We start from the raw sequence: 16,186 nt of genomic DNA, 5'->3' as shown, positions 1-16,186 counted from the left end.
GAAAACACTGTGGAAATTTTCAAAGAGTTTACTTTCGAATCCGCCCACCGCCTGCCCCACGTCCCGGACGGCCACAAGTGCGGCCGCCTGCACGGTCACTCGTTCAAAGTGGCGATTCATCTGAGCGGCGACCTCGATCCGCACACCGGCTGGATCCGCGATTTCTCCGAAATCAAGGCGATCTTCAAGCCGCTGTACGAGCGTCTGGACCACAACTATCTGAACGACATTCCCGGCCTGGAAAACCCGACCAGTGAAGTGTTGGCCAAGTTCATCTGGACCGAAATGAAACCTCTGCTGCCGGAACTCAGTGCGATCCGCATCCACGAGACGTGCACCAGCGGTTGCATCTATCGCGGCGAGTAAACCTGCCAATGGATGCACAACCCTGTAGGAGCGAGCCTGCTCGCGATGGACGTCAAGACACCGCGTTTTTTCCAGATACACCACGTTAACGTTAACGTCTTTCGCGAGCAGGCTCGCTCCTACATTGGGTATGCGTTTCGTCAGTGATACAAAAAACAGCCTTCAACGGCTGTTTTTTTATGCCTATGCTTTTTGGCTCGCACCTGCCAAGAGGACACGTCCATGACTGAATGGCCACTGGCTCAAACCTACCGTTTCAAAGGGCACTCCGTTCGCTATGCCGTTCGCGGCGATGGCCCGCCGCTGGTGTTCGTGCACGGCACACCCTTCTCTTCTTATGTATGGCACCGGATTGCGCCGCATTTCATCACCACGCACCGCATTCACTACTTCGACCTGCTGGGCTACGGGCTATCCGAGAAAGTTGAGGGTGACGTTTCATTGGGCGTGCAGAACGAATTACTGGCGCAACTGTTGGAACACTGGGGCCTGGATAACCCCGATGTGGTGGCCCATGACTTTGGCGGCGCGACCACCCTGCGTGCGCACCTGCTCAACGGCAAGGATTACCGCAGCCTGACGCTGATCGACCCGGTCGCGCTGACGCCCTGGGGCTCGCCGTTCGTGCAACACGTGCGACAGCATGAAGCGGCATTCAGCGGTTTGCCCGACTACATTCAGCGAGCCATCGTGCCGGCCTATATCCGCGGGGCAATCAAACGCGACATTCCGGACGACGAACTCGCACCGTACGTGCAACCCTGGCTGGGCGACCCCGGGCAAGCGGCCTTTTACCGGCAGATCGCTCAGATGGACGAACGCTTCACCCGCGAAGTCGAAGGCTTCTACCCGACGATGCGCTGCCCGGTGCAGATCCTGTGGGGCGAGGACGATCAGTGGATTCCCATCGAACGCGGGCGAGCCTTGCAACAGATGATCCCGGGCGCACAGTTTCACGCGGTTCCCAACGCCGGTCATCTGGTGCAGGAAGATGCTCCTGAGGCCGTTGTCGCGGCGTTGATGCGATTTTTGCCACTGGCGGGGATTGCCATCACCGAGCTAACGTGAGGACATTGACAACCGAACCTCTAAAAGGACTCTCCTGATGCACATCATCAATGCCAGGTTGCGCAACCAGGAAGGCCTGCATGAGTTGCACCTGGAAAACGGCCTGATCAGCAACATCGCCCGCCAGACCGAAGCACCTACCCTGGGGCCAGACGATCTGGATGCTGGCGGCAACCTGGTCATACCACCCTTCGTCGAGCCGCACATTCATCTCGACGCAACCCTGACTGCGGGCGAGCCGCGCTGGAACATGAGCGGTACGCTGTTTGAAGGCATCGAGTGCTGGGGCGAGCGCAAAGCCACCATCACCCAGGAAGACACCAAGACCCGGGCCAGGAAAACCATCCAGAACCTGGCGGCCCACGGCATCCAGCACGTGCGCACGCATGTCGATGTCACTGACCCGCAGTTGACCGCCCTGAAGGCGATGCTCGAAGTGCGCGAGGAAAGCCGGCACCTGGTGGACATGCAAATCGTCGCATTCCCGCAGGAAGGCATCGAGTCCTATCGCAACGGCCGGGACTTGATGGAGGAAGCGATCCACATGGGTGCCGACGTGGTCGGCGGCATTCCGCATTTCGAGTACACCCGCGAGCAGGGTGTCAGTTCGGTGAAGTTCCTGATGGACCTGGCCGAGCGCACCGGGTGTCTGGTGGACGTGCATTGCGATGAAACCGACGACCCGCACTCTCGCTTTCTCGAAGTGCTCGCCGAAGAGGCCCGCAGCCGCGACATGGGTTCGCGGGTCACCGCCAGCCACACCACGGCCATGGGCTCCTACGACAACGCCTACTGCGCCAAACTGTTTCGTCTGCTCGGGCATTCGGGTATCAGCTTCGTTTCATGCCCCACCGAAAGCATCCACCTGCAGGGCCGCTTCGATAATTTCCCGAAACGCCGCGGCGTGACCCGGGTCAACGAGCTGCTCGAAGCCGGCATGAACGTGTGTTTCGGCCAGGACTCGATCGTCGACCCGTGGTATCCGCTGGGCAACGGCAACATCTTGCGGGTACTCGAAGCGGGCCTGCACATCTGCCACATGCTCGGTTACCGCAACCTGCAAAGCGCCCTGGACCTGGTCACCGACAACAGCGCCAAGGCCCTGGCCCTGGGTGACCGCTACGGACTGGAACCAGGCCGGCCAGCGAACCTGCTGATTCTTTCTGCCGATAGCGACTACGAGGTGATCCGCAGCCAGGGATTGCCGTTGTATTCAGTGCGCGGGGGCAAGGTGTTGATGAAGCGGACGATGCCGGTGGTGGAGTTCAGTGGGCAGAGCTGAGACTTGCGTTGGGCTGGTCGGCAAGCCCCTTGTAGGAGCGAGCCTGCTCGCGATGAACCCGAGAACAATGCGGGGGGCCAGACTACCCGTGTCATCGTTGACGACCATCGCGAACAGGTTCGCTCCTACAAAGGGGCTTGCCAGCGATAGCGATCCAAGCGTCAATCCGTCAACCCGTCAACCGGGCCGTACCAAACAGGCTCACCCGTCGCAACTCCCCCCGCTCTTCCTCCAGCAAAATCGGCGCAGTACCACCGGGCATCGTCACTTTCACCTCCCCGGCACTCACCCAGCCCACCCGCCAGGCCGCGCACGCCACCGCCGTGGCGCTGGTGCCGGAGGACGCCGTCGGCCCTTCGCCGCGTTCGAATACGCGCGCGATCACTCGCTGCGCGGCATCATGGGCCGCCCATTGCAGATTGATCCCCGCCGGGCACGGTTGTCCTGCCCCGGTGGGCATGGCGAAAGCGATTCGCGTGAGCCCTTCGCCCAATGCGGGTTCACGCATTTGCTCGTTGCTCGGCAGCGCATCCACGTGGTCCACCAGCGTCACACAATGCGGATTGCCGACCCGTACAAACTGACTGCGGACCCATGCGCCGTTCAATGCTGCCAGCGGCTGTACATGGCTCAGTTCCCGGCCGTTGAACGTTACACTCTCAACGCCTTGAGCACTGACTGCTTGCGGGCCGAAAGTCGGTTGCCCCAGATCCAGCCAGAAACCCTGCACCCCTTCGACCTGCGCCGCTTTCACCGAGGTTTCTCCCGGTGAAATCACATCGGTCTTGTCGTGATGAACCTTGAGCACACACGCCTCGTCCCGGGGCAATAAACCTTGGTCACTCAGGGCCTGGGAGAAAATCGTCAGGCCGTTTCCACTGCGTTCGGCGAGGGTGCCGTCGGTGTTGACAATCAACAGATCGAACGGTGGCGACGACTGGAACGGACCGACCAGCAGACCGTCGCTGCAATGGCTTTTGCTGCCGGCCGGTTGCTCGCCCGGCGCCCAGGAGCAGCATGCCTCGACAGCCGCCAATGCCCACGATTCGCGGGCTTGCGCGGCGTGACCGGCTTCATCGGGTACGGCGATACCCTGTTGGCGCAGCGCCTCGGGCGCCACGACCATGTAGATATTGCCTCGTGCATCGTACATCCGCGCCATGGCGCCCTCTCTGTTGGAATGATCGGTCTGACTCAACATATCGCGAAACGCGCATCGGCTGTGCAACGATGTCAGTCTGTCGCAATGCAAAACCCTGCGGACGCTGATCGAACCCTCGCCGCACGATCACTGTCCCTTGGAGACGCGATGTTTTTAGCCAAGGATTGATATGACCAACCTCAACACCCAGACTTCATACGCACCGGGGCGCATGGAACAAATGTCCACGCGCGTCGCTTTTTTCATCGCCGGGTTCGGCATCGCCGCGTGGGCACCGCTGGTGCCGTATGCCAAGGCGCGGGCCGGGCTGGACGAAGGCACGTTGGGTTTGTTGCTGCTGTGTCTGGGGGTGGGTTCGATTCTGGCCATGCCGATGGCTGGGATCCTGGCCACGCGCTTCGGTTGCCGCAAAGTGGCGACCGGCGGGACGCTATTGATCTGTGCAGCGCTGCCGCTGCTGGCCACGGTGTCGTCGATTCCGGCCTTGATCGGCGCGCTATTTATGTTCGGCGCAGGCCTCGGCACGGTGGATTCGACGGTGAACCTGCAAGCGGTCATCGTCGAACGTGCCAGCGGCAAGAACATGATGTCGGGGTTCCACGGTTTGTTCAGCCTGGGCGGCATCGTCGGCGCGGCGGGCGTCAGTGCCCTGCTCGGCCTGGGGCTGTCGCCGCTCGGTGCGATGCTGGTGGTGGTCGCTTTGCTGTTGGTCGCCCTGCTGAAGGCCGTACCACACATGTTGCCCTATGGCAGCGACAGTTCAGGGCCGGCGTTTGCCGTTCCCCATGGCATCGTGCTGTTCATCGGCGGCATGTGCTTCATCGTCTTCCTCGCCGAAGGCGCGGCACTGGACTGGAGTGCAGTGTTCCTGGCGCAGGAGCGCGGGATCGATACGGCCTATGCGGGGCTGGGGTATGCGGCGTTTGCCTTGACCATGACGGTTGGACGCTTGACCGGTGACAAAATCGTGCGGCGGCTGGGCGCGACACGGGTGATCGTGTTCGGAGGGCTGACTGCGGCGGCCGGGCTGTTTCTGGCGACATTCGCCCCGAGTTGGGAAGCGGCGTTGGCCGGTTATGCGTTGCTCGGTGCAGGATGCTCGAACATTGTCCCGGTGCTGTACACCGCCGTGGGCAAACAGACCGTCATGCCGGAAAGCATCGCCGTGCCGGCCATTACCACGCTGGGTTATGCCGGGATTCTTGCCGGGCCTGCGGTGATCGGCTTTGTCGCCCATGCCGCCAGCTTGAGCTTTGCCTTTGGGTTGATGGCGTTGTTGCTGGTGGCGGTGGCGATTGGCGGGAAGGTATTGAAGGTCTGAAGGCATCGCTGGCAAGCCAGCTCCCACAGAATCGTAGTCGTACACCTAAGTCGTGTTCGCCGCGAACTCTGTGGGAGCTGGCTTGCCAGCGATAAAGGCTTCCCGGTCTATCAGAAGCCAACACTGGCCTGCACGAAAAACGTACGCGGCGCGCCAACGTACATGCCCGAGTTATTGTCGCTGGAGCGAGTGAAGTACTGCTTGTCGAAGATGTTTTTCACCCCCGCGCCCAGCTTCAGGTTCGACACCTGCGGACCAAAGTCATAACCGCCACGGACGTTCCAGGTGACGTAGCCCGGAATGTCACCGTACTGACCATCGGCCGTGCCCTCGGTGATGTAGTTGTTGCTGAAGCTGCCGTCGGCGTTCACCGCAACACCCGGTGAGCGCTGTTTGGACTGGGCAAAGGCGTCGATATTGTAGGTCCAGCGATCAATGTCGTAACGCAGCCCGGCGGTGGCCACCTGACGCGAATAGAACGGCAGGTCACGCCCCTCGAAATCCGGGATATCGCCTTCATAGACGGCACGGGTGTAGGTGTAGCCGGCATTCGCTGTCAGACCGGCCAGACGCGGGTCCAATGCCGCCATATCGTAGTGGACCGATGCTTCGATCCCCTGGTGGGTCGTTGCGCCCAGGTTGGTCCAGCCCGCATCGTTGCTGATGTACTGCAACTCTTTATCGAAGTCGATGTAGAACAACGTCACTTCGCCGCCCCACACGTCATCGTTGTAGCGCGTGCCGATTTCATAGGTCTTGGCTTTTTCCGGCTCCAGACCATTGGCAGTGCTGTCGCCTGTACCCCCCTGACCGAGCTGGAAATACTGCAGGCTGCCGAACGAAGTTTCATAGTTGGCGAACAGTTTCCAGGCATCGGAGATGTGATACATCACGCTCAGCGCTGGCAGCGGTTCGTTGCTTTCGATGCTGCGTTTCTTTTCCGGTACGGGCCGGCCGGCCGTGTCGAGTACCGGGCGGTCGTGCCAGTCGGTACTGATATGTTCAAAGCGAATACCGGGAGTGACGGTCCATTGGCCGACATCGATCTTGTTGTCGATATACACCGAGTTGGCTTCGGTGCCACCGGTTCGGTCCTGATAGACATGCCCGTCCGAACCTGGACGTACCACCGGCTCGTTGCTGCTGTTGAGCCCCAGGCGGCTGGCCTCTTCGTGCATGGCTTCTTTCAGGTAGCGATAACCGACACTGACTTCCTGGGTGGTCGGGCCGACATCGAACACATGGGATACACGCGGTTCGATGCCAAAGGTGTAGTAGGTGCGCGGGAACGAGCCGATGGTTCTCTGATCGCGGGCGGCGATGTTACTGCCGCGAAAACTGTCGGTGTAGTACGTCAGCACTTCGGCCTGAGTGCGGTCGTCGAGTTGGCGGACCCATTTGAACGACACGTCCTTGCGACGGCCACTGAAGCTGTCGTTGTTCCGGTCGGACTGGAACGGGTCAGCGTCGTACTGCGCCTGGGTCAGGCCGCCGGGCATGTCGGCGCTGGCATCGTAGTAATGGAAATTGAGGCTGAAATCGTCGTAATCCGTAGGTGCCCAATGGGTCTTGAGGATCACGTCGTCGATGTCGTTGCCGTTGTTGCGCTCACGGTAGCCGTCGCCGTTCACCCCGGAGTACAACAGCGCCACGCCCATGCCGTTGTCCGCGGTGCCGCCGGCAAATACCGTGTCGATATGCTTCCAGCCACCGTGCTGGGACGTTTCCAGGGTCGTGCCGATTTCCGCAGAGGCTTGTTCAGGGATCGCACGGGTCACGAAATTGATCACACCGCCCACGTTCTGTGGTCCGTAACGCACGGAACCGGCACCGCGCACCACGTCGATGCTGTCGAGGTTGCCGGAGGAAATCGGTGCCATGGACAGCTGCGGTTGGCCGTAAGGCGCGAACGCCGCAGGCACGCCGTCGATCAGCACGGTGGAGCGCGGCGACAGGCGCGACGTCAGGCCGCGAACACCAACGTTCAGGGAAATGTCGCTGCCACCGGTACCGTTGGCGTCCTGCACTTGCACGCCCGGCACACGTTTCAGAACGTCGCCGACGTTCATCGCACCTTGCTCGACCATCGCTTCGCGGCGGATCACGGTCCGCGCGCCCGGGTGATTCTGCACCACGGCGGCGTCGGCATCATCGAGCCAGTCGCCGACCACTTTGATGTCGGTCACGCCCAATTCCAGTGGCCCTTTTGCAGCCGCCGTTGGCGCCGGTAACAAGGTGACCGAGCCTTTATCGATCTGGTATTGCAGGCCGCTGCCCTGCAACAGCTGACGCAGCGCCTCTTCCGGGGAAATATTGCCCTCCACCGCCGGAGCCTGTTTGCCGGCCACCAGTTCAGGGCTGAAAAAAACCTGCAACGACGTTTGCTGGCCCAGCTCACTCAAAGCCTGACCCAGTGGCTGCGCCCTGATTTTAATGGCGTCGGCCGCGAAGGCCTGGGGCATCGCAACGTTGATCGCCAGTGCGAGCGCCAGGGGCAACCAAGGGAGATTGTTGTTTTTAGCGGCGGATTTTTTCACGTCAAACGGCGTCCTGTGAATCGCAAGAGTGTGCGCTTGTTAATGCAAACCAGTTGCAGTTGAACAGGAAGACGATGAACTCGAAAAAAACCTGAATTTTATTTTGAAATTATTTCCTGACTGCCGTCATCGAGGGTACGCACGGCCACCGGAAGTATGCTCGGCAAGGCCTTGAGCAGCGCATCGGTGTTGTCGGACTTGAACACGCTGGTCAGACGCAGATCGCCGACTGCGCGGCTGCCGACCTTGAGCGGCGTCTCGCGATAGCGCGAGACTTGCTCGGCGACATCGGCCAGCCTGGCGTTGTTGAAGACCAGTTTGCCGTTGCGCCAGGCGGTCAGTTCGGCCGGGTTGACCGCATAGGCCGCCGCGACTTTGCCGTGCGCATCGACATGGGTGCCCAGGCCAGCCGTAAGGTTGATGAAGTCGTTGTCGGCAGCGTCGTGCCCCTGAACCTTGACGGTGCCCTGCTCCACCACGACCCGGGTTTCGCTGGCGCCACGGCGCACATCGAAACGGGTGCCGGTGACCGTGACTTTGCCGTTGCCGGCCTCGACGATGAAGGGTCTGCGGGTGTCAGGCTGGACGCGGAACATCGCCTCGCCTTCGATCAGTTCTATGCTGCGACGATCCTTCGCGAAGCGCACCTGAATCCGGCTGCGGCTATCCAGATCGACCACCGAGCCATCCGGCAGCGCCACATGACGGCGCTCGTTCAGTGCTGTGGAGAACTCAGCCGTGTAAGGCGCCGGATGATTCAGGCCACTGAACAAACCCAGCCCGAGCGCTACCGCCAACACGCTGGCGGCAACCGCATAACGCAGCACCGGGCGGCGTTTGTTGCGCGTTGGCGCTTCCTGACACAGCGCTTGCAGACGCGCCGCAGGCACCAGGTCGGCAGCTTTCCACAGCCCCTGGAGCCATTCGAATTCGGTTCGATGTTGCGGGTGTTGGTCCAGCCAGGTTTCGAACTGGCGATGCGTTTGGGCATCGACCGCAGGTTCCTGCAAAAGCACAAACCACCGCGCCGCTTCATCGCGGACCGCTGTTTGCCCGCACGCACAAGCACGAGTATCCATCATGGAAGTTCCTGTTTGGCTGGGGATGAAAAATGGCCACCGCTCATGATTGCAGTCCGTCCAGGCGGTCGCGCAGATGCCGCAGCGTGCGGATCATATACTTTTCCACCATGTTCTTGGACAGCCCCAGGCGTTCGGCGATTTCAGCCTGGGTCAGGCCTTCGATTTTCTGCCAGACAAACACCTTGCGGCAGTTGATCGGCAATTCGGTGAGCGCGCGCTCGATGGAATCGGCCAATTGGATCGCGTGCATGAAATGCTCCGGGTCGCCGGTTGACGACACACTGAGATCAATCGCCTCTGACTCCATGGCGCCCCGCCGATCCTCACGCCGATAACCGTCCACCGCGATATTGCGCGCGGTCTGGTGCAGGTAAGCCCGAGGTTGCTCCACCGCCGCCGAATTCGCCTCAAGCACCCGCACGAAGGTGTCGTGGGCCAGATCCTCAGCCTGCTGACGGTTTCTCAGGCGACGGGTCCAGGTGCCAACCAACTCTTCGTAATGCTCGAAAAAGCCGTGTCTGCGGGGCAGCTTGGGGATCATTTCGGTGTGCTGTGGAGACGGGGGCGTGAATAGTAATGCTTCCTATTAACCCAAGGCAACGATTTGCAGCTCAGTGGGCAAACAGCCCGCCATCCGCTATCGTCCGGCAGCGTTTGCTCTGCGAGCGCCGGGCAATTGCACACGCGCAATCAGCCCCGCGCCGCTGCGATTGCGCAGTGTCAGCTCTCCGCCTTGTTCGCGAACGATTGCCCGCGCAGCGGACAATCCCAGGCCGACACCGCCGGTATCACGGTTGCGTGAGGTTTCCAGTCGGTAAAAAGGCTCGAACACTCGCTCAAGCGCAGACTCGGGAATGCCCGGGCCATCGTCCATGACTTCGATGCAAACCCGCTGCTCATCCTCCATCAGCTGGATGCTCGGCTTACTCGCATACTTCACTGCGTTTTCCAGCAGATTGACCACCACCCGCTTGATCCCGAGCGGGCGGCCGTCGTACACCAGATGGGCCGGGCCAGTGAAATCGACCTCGATACCTTGGTCGCGGAAATCATCGATGATCGTTTGCAGCAACTCCGAGAGATCGAACGCAGTAGTTTGCTCCCTGTGGGTTTCTTCGCGGAAAAAGCCCAGCGCCGCGTTGATCATCGTTTGCATTTCTTCGATGTCACGGACCATTTTGCGCTGCTGCTCCAGGTCGTCCATGAACTCGCTGCGCAGGCGCATCCGCGTCAAAGGAGCCCGCAGGTCGTGGGAGATGGCGGCGAGCATTTGCGTGCGCTCGCTGAGAAAGTGCCGAATCTGCGCCTGCATGGTGTTGAAGGCGATGATGGCCTGGCGAATCTCATGGGGGCCCTCGATTTTGATCGGCGGCGCATGCAAATCCCCGCCGAAGCGGCGCGCGGCGCTGGCAAAGCGTTGCAGCGGGTTGGCCAGTTGCCGGGTGGCAACCCAGGCGACGAGCAGGGTTGCGATCAGACCCAGGGCAATGATGATCGGGATCCGGACATTGGCGTCGAGTCCCCAGCTTCGTTCCGGCGGCGTGAACGACAACCAGCTGCCATCGAGCAACTGCACGAGTGCAACGTAGTGCGCCTGAGGGCTTTCGTCCGGCCAGTCGCCGGGGTTGAAGACTTCAATGTCTCGGGGAGTATCACCCAGCAATTGCTGTAACGGCGAACTGTTCGGCGTCACCTGTTTACCGCCCGAGGGCAGGTGGAAATCGGACCGCTGCGGGTGCCAGTTCACCTCAAGCATCGGGCTGCTTGCCGCAGCGGCCAAATGCGAACGCGAGGCCGCCGGCGCCGCTTCGATTACCCGCACATTCGCCGCCATCTGTTCCAGCAAGCCCGTGCGCTCGATGGGCGGACGGCCCCATGTACCGGCGAGCTGCATGAACAAACCATTGAGTGCCAGCGAAGCGATCATCGCCGCGACGATGGTCAGCGCGATCCGGCTTCTGAGAGTGTCGCGAGGGGCCAGTCGACGGATCACGAGCGGGTTACCCTGGCAGAGAACATGTAGCCGCCGTTGCGCACCGTGCGAATCAGGTCCGGGCGCTTGCTGTCCGGTTCGATCTTGCGGCGCAGGCGACTGACCTGCACATCGATGCTGCGGTCATAGGCATCGTGGCCCTGGCCACGCGCCAGGTCGATCAGTTGTTCCCGGGTGAGAATGCGTTGCGGATGCTCGAGAAAAACCAGCAGCAAATCGAACTCCCCGGCCGACAGCGGAATCATCACGCCCTCGGGTGAGCGCAACTCGCGACAGGTGATATCCAGTTGCCAATCGGCAAAGGTAATGACCGGCCGCGTCGGTTCCTGCCCCAGGCTTTTCTCGCCTGCGCGACGTTGCACAGCGCGCAGACGGGCCAGCAGCTCCCTCGGGTCGAACGGTTTGGTCAGGTAATCGTCAGCGCCCAGTTCCAGACCGATGATGCGGTCGCTCAGCTCGCCCATGGCGGTCAACATGATGATCGGAATTGCCGTTCTCGCCCGCAGCTTCTGGCAAAGACTCAGGCCGCCTTCGCCCGGCAGCATCAGGTCAAGAATGATGATGTCCGGGCGGTTTTTTTCGATCACCGCCCACATGGCGTCACCCTGGGTGGCCAGATCCACTTCGTAGGCATGCTGAACAAAGAACTTTTTCAGCAAGTCCAGGATTTCCACATCGTCGTCGACGATCAGCAGTCTGCTCACGTTCAGGGGTCCATGGGTCGGAAAAGGAGCGTATCTAAAACCATTGCGCGGCCGCGGTCATATATTTCAATCGAGCAACATTTCTACATCCCGGACATTTTTCGGACATACCACCGCAATCCCCCTGCGGCACCCTGCGCGACTTTCAACCCATGAGGTCTTCCATGCAGGGATCGAACAGCACCTACCCGATCGAGGCGGTCGATAGCGCGCATAGCGTGATCCTCAATCAGCGCACAAGTACCCCAGGCCACGACGAACCGATTTTATTCCAGCAGGCATGCCTGGGTCTGACCGACGATCGGACCCACGTTGTACTGCGCCGTTATTACGAGCGCTACAGCCCGACCGACAGCAACTGGGTGGAATACATCCACTCAGTGCCCATTGCCGAATTCACCCACTGGATCATGGCCCATGGCGGCCTGCGTATCGAATGCTCGGAAGAGCTGCCGAACGGCAGATGATCAGCGGCAAGCCCCTTGCGCAATTCATCCACTCAGGAATCCCTTGATGAGAAAACACTTCTCGCTGCCGCTATTGGCTGCCACCACCCTGGCCCTTGCGGCGTGCAGCAACAAAAAAGTCCCGCCTGAGGCCTACTCGGGCTTCTTGAAGGACTACAGCGTTTTGACCGAACACCAGTCGCCGTCGGGGCAAACCGTGCTGAGCTGGGTGAGCCCGACACTCAAGGTCCAGCGTTACACGCAGGTGTACATCGAACCGAGCCAGTTCTATCCACAGCCCCTGCCTTCTGAGCGAATTCCGCAGACTACGCTCTCGGACACCACCTGGTATTACGACGCCGTGCTCAAGCACGAACTGGGTAAAGTCCTGCATGTGGTTACAAAGCCAGGGCCTAACACCCTGATCGTTCGGCCCGCGATCACCGGCGTCACGGCCAGCACCCAAAGCCTGCGCTACTATGAATGGTTGCCGATTACCCTGGTTGCAGCGGGCGTCAGCACGGCCACCGGGATCCGCGACCAAGACAGTGAAATCGCTACCGAAGTGCTGTTTCTCGATGGCGGGACCAAGGCCGTGGTAGCTGAAGTGGTGCGCAAAGGCACGGGTGTCCCGCTGGAAAACGACCAGCAAGTCATCACGACGGCGAACGTCAAGAGCGTGCTCGATGGTTGGGCCAGCGACCTGCGCAATTCGTACGTGGCGATGCGCAACAAACAGTAACCCGGCACGCATCCAAAGCAATCTGGCAGGAATCCCAATGCATCCGGCGGCTGGCTGTAGCAAAGTGCAAGAATGCCAGTCACCGGCTTTTCCTCAGGAATGCACACATGTCCAGCACCCACGCATCACCAAAGAGATCACCGCTTGCCCGGCTCGCCCTGGCCATTTCCCTGAGTGCCCTCGGCCTGTCTTTCTGCGCCGGCAATGCCCTGGCCCATGGTGGCCAAGCGGAAATGGTGCCACTGCAGGCGGGTCTTGAAGCGTTTGGGGCCACGGTCAAATGGGACGATTATTCGAACCTGTTCACCATTGCCAAGGATGGGGTCTACCTCAAGGTCAAGCCTGACAGCAAAGTCGCCATGCTCAACGGCAAGCGCATCGAGCTGACGGTGCCGGTGGTGTTCAAGGACCATACGGCGTTCATGTCCAAGGACTTCATCAACCAGGTGTTCCAGTCCGGCCTGGACAAGACCTTCGTTGTCGAAACCCGCCCCAGCCCGCTCAACCCCTTGAGCGCGGCTGAAATCACGGCGGCGGTGGACATCGTCAAACAATCGGAAAACTACAAGCCTGGCTTTCGCTTCACCGAAGTCTCGGTCAAGGAACCGCCGAAGGATCAGGTGTGGAACTTCGTCCTTACGGGGCAAAACGTCAGCCAGCCGCGCCAGGCTTCGATCGTGATACTGGACGGCAAGCATGTGATCGAAGCGTTGGTCGATCTCGACAGCAAACAGCTCAAGTCCTGGACACCGCTGCAAGGCGCCCATGGCATGGTGTTGCTGGACGATTTCGCCACGGTGCAGACCGCCGTGGAAACCAGCCCGGAATACGCGCAAGCCTTGGCCAAGCGCGGTATCACCGATGTGAAGAAGGTCGTGGCGACACCGCTGACCGTCGGTTACTTCGACGGCAAGGACGGCCTGGCGCAGGACAAACGCCTGCTGAAAATCGTCAGCTACCTGAATGTCGATGACGGCAATTATTGGGCGCACCCGATCGAAGGCCTGGTGGCGATTGTCGATCTGGAACAGAAAAAACTGATCAAGATCGAAGACGACGCGCTGATCCCGGTGCCGATGAAACCGACGCCGTATGACGGACGTGGACGCCAGGCCGTGGCCGTCAAACCGCTGGAAATCATCGAACCCGAGGGCAAGAACTACACCATCAGCGGCAACAGCATTCACTGGCAGAACTGGGATTTCCATGTTCGCCTCGACTCGCGGGTCGGGCCGATCCTGTCCACCGTTACTTACGACGACAAGGGCAAGAAACGCAAGATCATGTACGAAGGCTCGCTGGGCGGGATGATCGTGCCTTACGGCGACCCCGATGTCGGTTGGTACTTCAAGGCCTACCTCGACTCAGGCGACTACGGCATGGGCACCCTGACTTCACCGATTGCCCGCGGCAAAGACGCGCCGCAAAACGCCGTGTTGCTGGACGCCACCATCGCCGACTACACCGGCGCACCAACCGCCATCCCCCGGGCCATCGCGGTATTCGAGCGCTATGCCGGCCCGGAGTACAAACACCAGGAAATGGGCCAGCCCAACCTCAGCACCGAGCGGCGTGAACTGGTGGTGCGCTGGATCAGCACCGTGGGCAACTACGACTACATCTTCGACTGGGTCTTCCAGCAGAACGGCACCCTCGGCATCGATGCCGGCGCCACCGGTATCGAAGCGGTCAAGGGCGTGAAATCCAGGACCATGCACGAAGAGACCGCCAAGGAAGACACCCGCTACGGCACTCTGCTCGACCACAACATTGTCGGCACCACGCACCAGCACATCTACAATTTCCGCCTCGATATGGATGTGGACGGCGAGCAGAACTCGCTGGTGGAAGTGAACCCGGTGGTGTTGCCCAACGACCGCGGCGGACCGCGCACCAGCACCATGCAGACCGAGACCAGAGTAGTCACCAGCGAACAGCAAGCGGCGCAGAAATTCGACCCGTCGACCGTGCGCCTGCTGACCAACTTCAGCAAGGAAAACAAGGTCGGCAACCCGGTGTCCTACCAGTTGATTCCGTATGCCGGCGGCACGCACCCGGTGGCCAAGGGTGCCAACTTCGGCAAGGACGAATGGCTCTACCACCGGCTGAGTTTCATGGATAAGCAACTGTGGGTGACGCAGTACAACCCGGAGGAAAAGTACCCGGAAGGCAAATACCCGAACCGCTCGGACAAGGACTCGGGGCTGGGGCAGTTCACCCAGGACAACCAGTCCATCGAGAACACCGACAATGTGGTCTGGCTGACCACCGGCACCACCCACATCGCCCGCGCCGAGGAATGGCCGATCATGCCGACCGAATGGGTGCATGTGCTGCTCAAGCCGTGGAACTTCTTTGATGAAACGCCAACGTTGAATCTCAATTCATCGAAGTAAAACGGTAAGCACATTACCTGTGGGAGCGGGCTTGCCCGCGATGACGGAGTGTCAGTGGACAGCATTGTTGTCTGATACACCGCTATCGCGGGCAAGCCCGCTCCCACAGGGTCAAGCGGTGCTCATGAAATCAGGCGTACTGTTTGCGGTATTCGCCCGGTGCAATGCCGAAGCGCGATTTGAACGCTGTGGAAAAGTAGCTCGAATCGGAAAACCCCCACGAATACCCCAGCACCGACAATTTCTGTTCCTTGCCTGACTGACGCAGGGATTCAGCGCACAGGTCCAGCCGTCGGTTCTTGATGTAGCGCGCCACCACCAGGCCTTTCTTGGCAAACATCCGGTACAGGCCTCGGGTCGACATGCCGACTTCCCGCGCCAGCCATTCCGGGCACAGTTCCTCGGAGCGGATGTTCGCGTCGATAAAGCTCAGGGTCTTGCGGAAGATCCGTTCATGCGGGTCTGTGCAATCGTCGGTCTGGCTGATGGCCGGACGCAGCAGGCTGACAATCGCTTCCAGGGTCGCTTCACTTTCCTGGCGGCTGAGGTTCTGCTGGCGCGTGGCATCGAGGATCAAGCGATGCGAAAGCATGGCAATGGGCGATGTCGCCGCGATCCGGTGGCCGCACTTGACCTGGTTGAAGCGCAGGGTTTGCTCGACCAGTTGATACGGCAGGATCAACGACAATTGCCGGGAATTTTCGCTGTAGGTGAAATCACTGGGCCGCGAGGCATCGATCAGGGTGATGTCACCGGCGGACAACAGCACCTTGTCGTCGCCCTGGGCCATGCCTGCGGTGCCATCGAGCTGGAACACCGCAAAGTACTTGCCGTCCTCGCCCGCCGCCACTTGTTGCGGCGTGCGGTAGAGCCGTGCCTGGCAAGCATCGACGAAGCTGAGCTTTAAGGCATCGCTGTGGTATTCGCGGATCCGCCCGGCAAAGTCGCTGCCCAGGGGTTGTGCGTTGAAGGCGCCGCAGATCTGGTTGATCTGATGGATCCACTGATCGAACCCGTCCTGGCGCTGTGCGGTTGTAGAAATCATGTCAGGCCTCACGCAGGCTTATTTTTATTGTCTACGCCAATC

At 60.5% G+C, this 16,186-nt stretch carries 14 protein-coding genes; 7 read left to right on the top strand and 7 right to left on the bottom strand.

Annotation, left to right across the window (positions count from 1 at the left end; translation table 11 throughout):
- The first annotated feature begins 9 nt into the window (after positions 1–9).
- From queD to codA, 3 genes are all read left to right on the top strand, one after another.
- Positions 10–366, top strand: coding sequence for a 6-carboxytetrahydropterin synthase QueD (queD, locus tag D8V06_RS12290; protein ID WP_130904210.1), 357 nt, complete (start codon positions 10–12; stop codon positions 364–366).
- A gap of 222 nt (positions 367–588) precedes the next feature.
- A complete protein-coding gene (locus tag D8V06_RS12285) occupies positions 589–1,434 on the top strand; it encodes an alpha/beta hydrolase (protein WP_130904209.1) in 846 nt (281 codons plus the stop codon).
- A 37-nt stretch (positions 1,435–1,471) separates the two neighbouring features.
- Positions 1,472–2,716: a cytosine deaminase gene (gene codA, locus D8V06_RS12280; protein WP_130904208.1), complete on the top strand. Its 1,245-nt coding sequence runs from the start codon at positions 1,472–1,474 to the stop codon at positions 2,714–2,716.
- Positions 2,717–2,885: 169 nt separating this feature from the next.
- Here the strand turns inward: codA and D8V06_RS12275 are convergent, their stop codons facing one another.
- Positions 2,886–3,878 (bottom strand): diaminopimelate epimerase, encoded by a 993-nt coding sequence (locus tag D8V06_RS12275; protein ID WP_130904207.1) that lies wholly within the window; start codon positions 3,876–3,878, stop codon positions 2,886–2,888.
- Positions 3,879–4,047: 169 nt separating this feature from the next.
- Here D8V06_RS12275 and D8V06_RS12270 point away from each other — a divergent pair, with 169 nt between their 5' ends.
- Entirely contained in the window at positions 4,048–5,199 is a 1,152-nt protein-coding gene (locus tag D8V06_RS12270; protein ID WP_130904206.1) for an MFS transporter, read from the top strand.
- A 110-nt stretch (positions 5,200–5,309) separates the two neighbouring features.
- Here D8V06_RS12270 and D8V06_RS12265 read toward each other — a convergent pair whose 3' ends face one another.
- From D8V06_RS12265 to D8V06_RS12245, 5 genes are all read right to left on the bottom strand, one after another.
- Entirely contained in the window at positions 5,310–7,736 is a 2,427-nt protein-coding gene (locus tag D8V06_RS12265) for a TonB-dependent receptor (protein ID WP_130931036.1), read from the bottom strand.
- A gap of 98 nt (positions 7,737–7,834) precedes the next feature.
- Complete coding sequence (locus tag D8V06_RS12260) at positions 7,835–8,818, bottom strand: FecR family protein (protein WP_130931035.1); 984 nt, start codon at positions 8,816–8,818, stop codon at positions 7,835–7,837.
- Positions 8,819–8,858: 40 nt separating this feature from the next.
- Positions 8,859–9,359, bottom strand: a complete 501-nt coding sequence (locus D8V06_RS12255) for a sigma-70 family RNA polymerase sigma factor (protein WP_056854832.1) — start codon at positions 9,357–9,359, stop codon at positions 8,859–8,861.
- Positions 9,360–9,455: 96 nt separating this feature from the next.
- Positions 9,456–10,811, bottom strand: a complete 1,356-nt coding sequence (locus D8V06_RS12250; RefSeq protein ID WP_056854833.1) for an ATP-binding protein — start codon at positions 10,809–10,811, stop codon at positions 9,456–9,458.
- The gene (locus D8V06_RS12245) at positions 10,808–11,515 is read right to left on the bottom strand and encodes a response regulator (RefSeq protein ID WP_056854834.1); all 708 of its coding nucleotides are present in this window, start codon (positions 11,513–11,515) and stop codon (positions 10,808–10,810) included. The genes D8V06_RS12250 and D8V06_RS12245 overlap by 4 nt, the downstream gene beginning before the upstream one ends.
- A 164-nt stretch (positions 11,516–11,679) precedes the next feature.
- On the opposite strand from D8V06_RS12245, the gene D8V06_RS12240 reads away from it, so the two are divergent.
- The 3 genes from D8V06_RS12240 (at position 11,680) to tynA (ending at position 15,099) form a co-directional block, all read left to right on the top strand.
- The gene (locus D8V06_RS12240) at positions 11,680–11,982 is read left to right on the top strand and encodes a hypothetical protein (RefSeq protein ID WP_130931034.1); all 303 of its coding nucleotides are present in this window, start codon (positions 11,680–11,682) and stop codon (positions 11,980–11,982) included.
- A 46-nt stretch (positions 11,983–12,028) separates the two neighbouring features.
- Positions 12,029–12,703 carry a DUF3313 domain-containing protein gene (locus D8V06_RS12235; protein ID WP_130931033.1) on the top strand — a complete coding sequence of 225 codons (675 nt, stop codon included), beginning with the start codon at positions 12,029–12,031 and terminating at the stop codon, positions 12,701–12,703.
- A gap of 107 nt (positions 12,704–12,810) precedes the next feature.
- Entirely contained in the window at positions 12,811–15,099 is a 2,289-nt protein-coding gene (gene tynA / locus D8V06_RS12230; RefSeq protein ID WP_130931032.1) for a primary-amine oxidase, read from the top strand.
- Positions 15,100–15,229: 130 nt separating this feature from the next.
- Here tynA and feaR read toward each other — a convergent pair whose 3' ends face one another.
- Positions 15,230–16,144 carry a transcriptional regulator FeaR gene (gene feaR, locus D8V06_RS12225; RefSeq protein ID WP_130904200.1) on the bottom strand — a complete coding sequence of 305 codons (915 nt, stop codon included), beginning with the start codon at positions 16,142–16,144 and terminating at the stop codon, positions 15,230–15,232.
- Positions 16,145–16,186: the final 42 nt, after the last annotated feature.

Origin of the sequence: Pseudomonas sp. Sample_24 (assembly GCF_004307605.1) — a bacterium.
Classification (GTDB): Bacteria; Pseudomonadota; Gammaproteobacteria; order Pseudomonadales; family Pseudomonadaceae; genus Aquipseudomonas.
This window is presented reverse-complemented; position numbering and strand designations above follow the sequence as displayed.

What these genes read in the sequence shown, in the direction of transcription:
- D8V06_RS12285 (WP_130904209.1), top strand. Translation starts at nt 589, where the DNA reads ATGACTGAATGGCCACTGGCTCAAACCTACCGTTTCAAAGGGCACTCC.
- codA (WP_130904208.1), top strand. Translation starts at nt 1,472, where the DNA reads ATGCACATCATCAATGCCAGGTTGCGCAACCAGGAAGGCCTGCATGAG.
- D8V06_RS12275 (WP_130904207.1), bottom strand. Translation starts at nt 3,878, where the DNA reads ATGGCGCGGATGTACGATGCACGAGGCAATATCTACATGGTCGTGGCG.
- D8V06_RS12270 (WP_130904206.1), top strand. Translation starts at nt 4,048, where the DNA reads ATGACCAACCTCAACACCCAGACTTCATACGCACCGGGGCGCATGGAA.
- D8V06_RS12260 (WP_130931035.1), bottom strand. Translation starts at nt 8,818, where the DNA reads ATGATGGATACTCGTGCTTGTGCGTGCGGGCAAACAGCGGTCCGCGAT.
- D8V06_RS12255 (WP_056854832.1), bottom strand. Translation starts at nt 9,359, where the DNA reads ATGATCCCCAAGCTGCCCCGCAGACACGGCTTTTTCGAGCATTACGAA.
- D8V06_RS12240 (WP_130931034.1), top strand. Translation starts at nt 11,680, where the DNA reads ATGCAGGGATCGAACAGCACCTACCCGATCGAGGCGGTCGATAGCGCG.
- D8V06_RS12235 (WP_130931033.1), top strand. Translation starts at nt 12,029, where the DNA reads ATGAGAAAACACTTCTCGCTGCCGCTATTGGCTGCCACCACCCTGGCC.
- tynA (WP_130931032.1), top strand. Translation starts at nt 12,811, where the DNA reads ATGTCCAGCACCCACGCATCACCAAAGAGATCACCGCTTGCCCGGCTC.
- feaR (WP_130904200.1), bottom strand. Translation starts at nt 16,144, where the DNA reads ATGATTTCTACAACCGCACAGCGCCAGGACGGGTTCGATCAGTGGATC.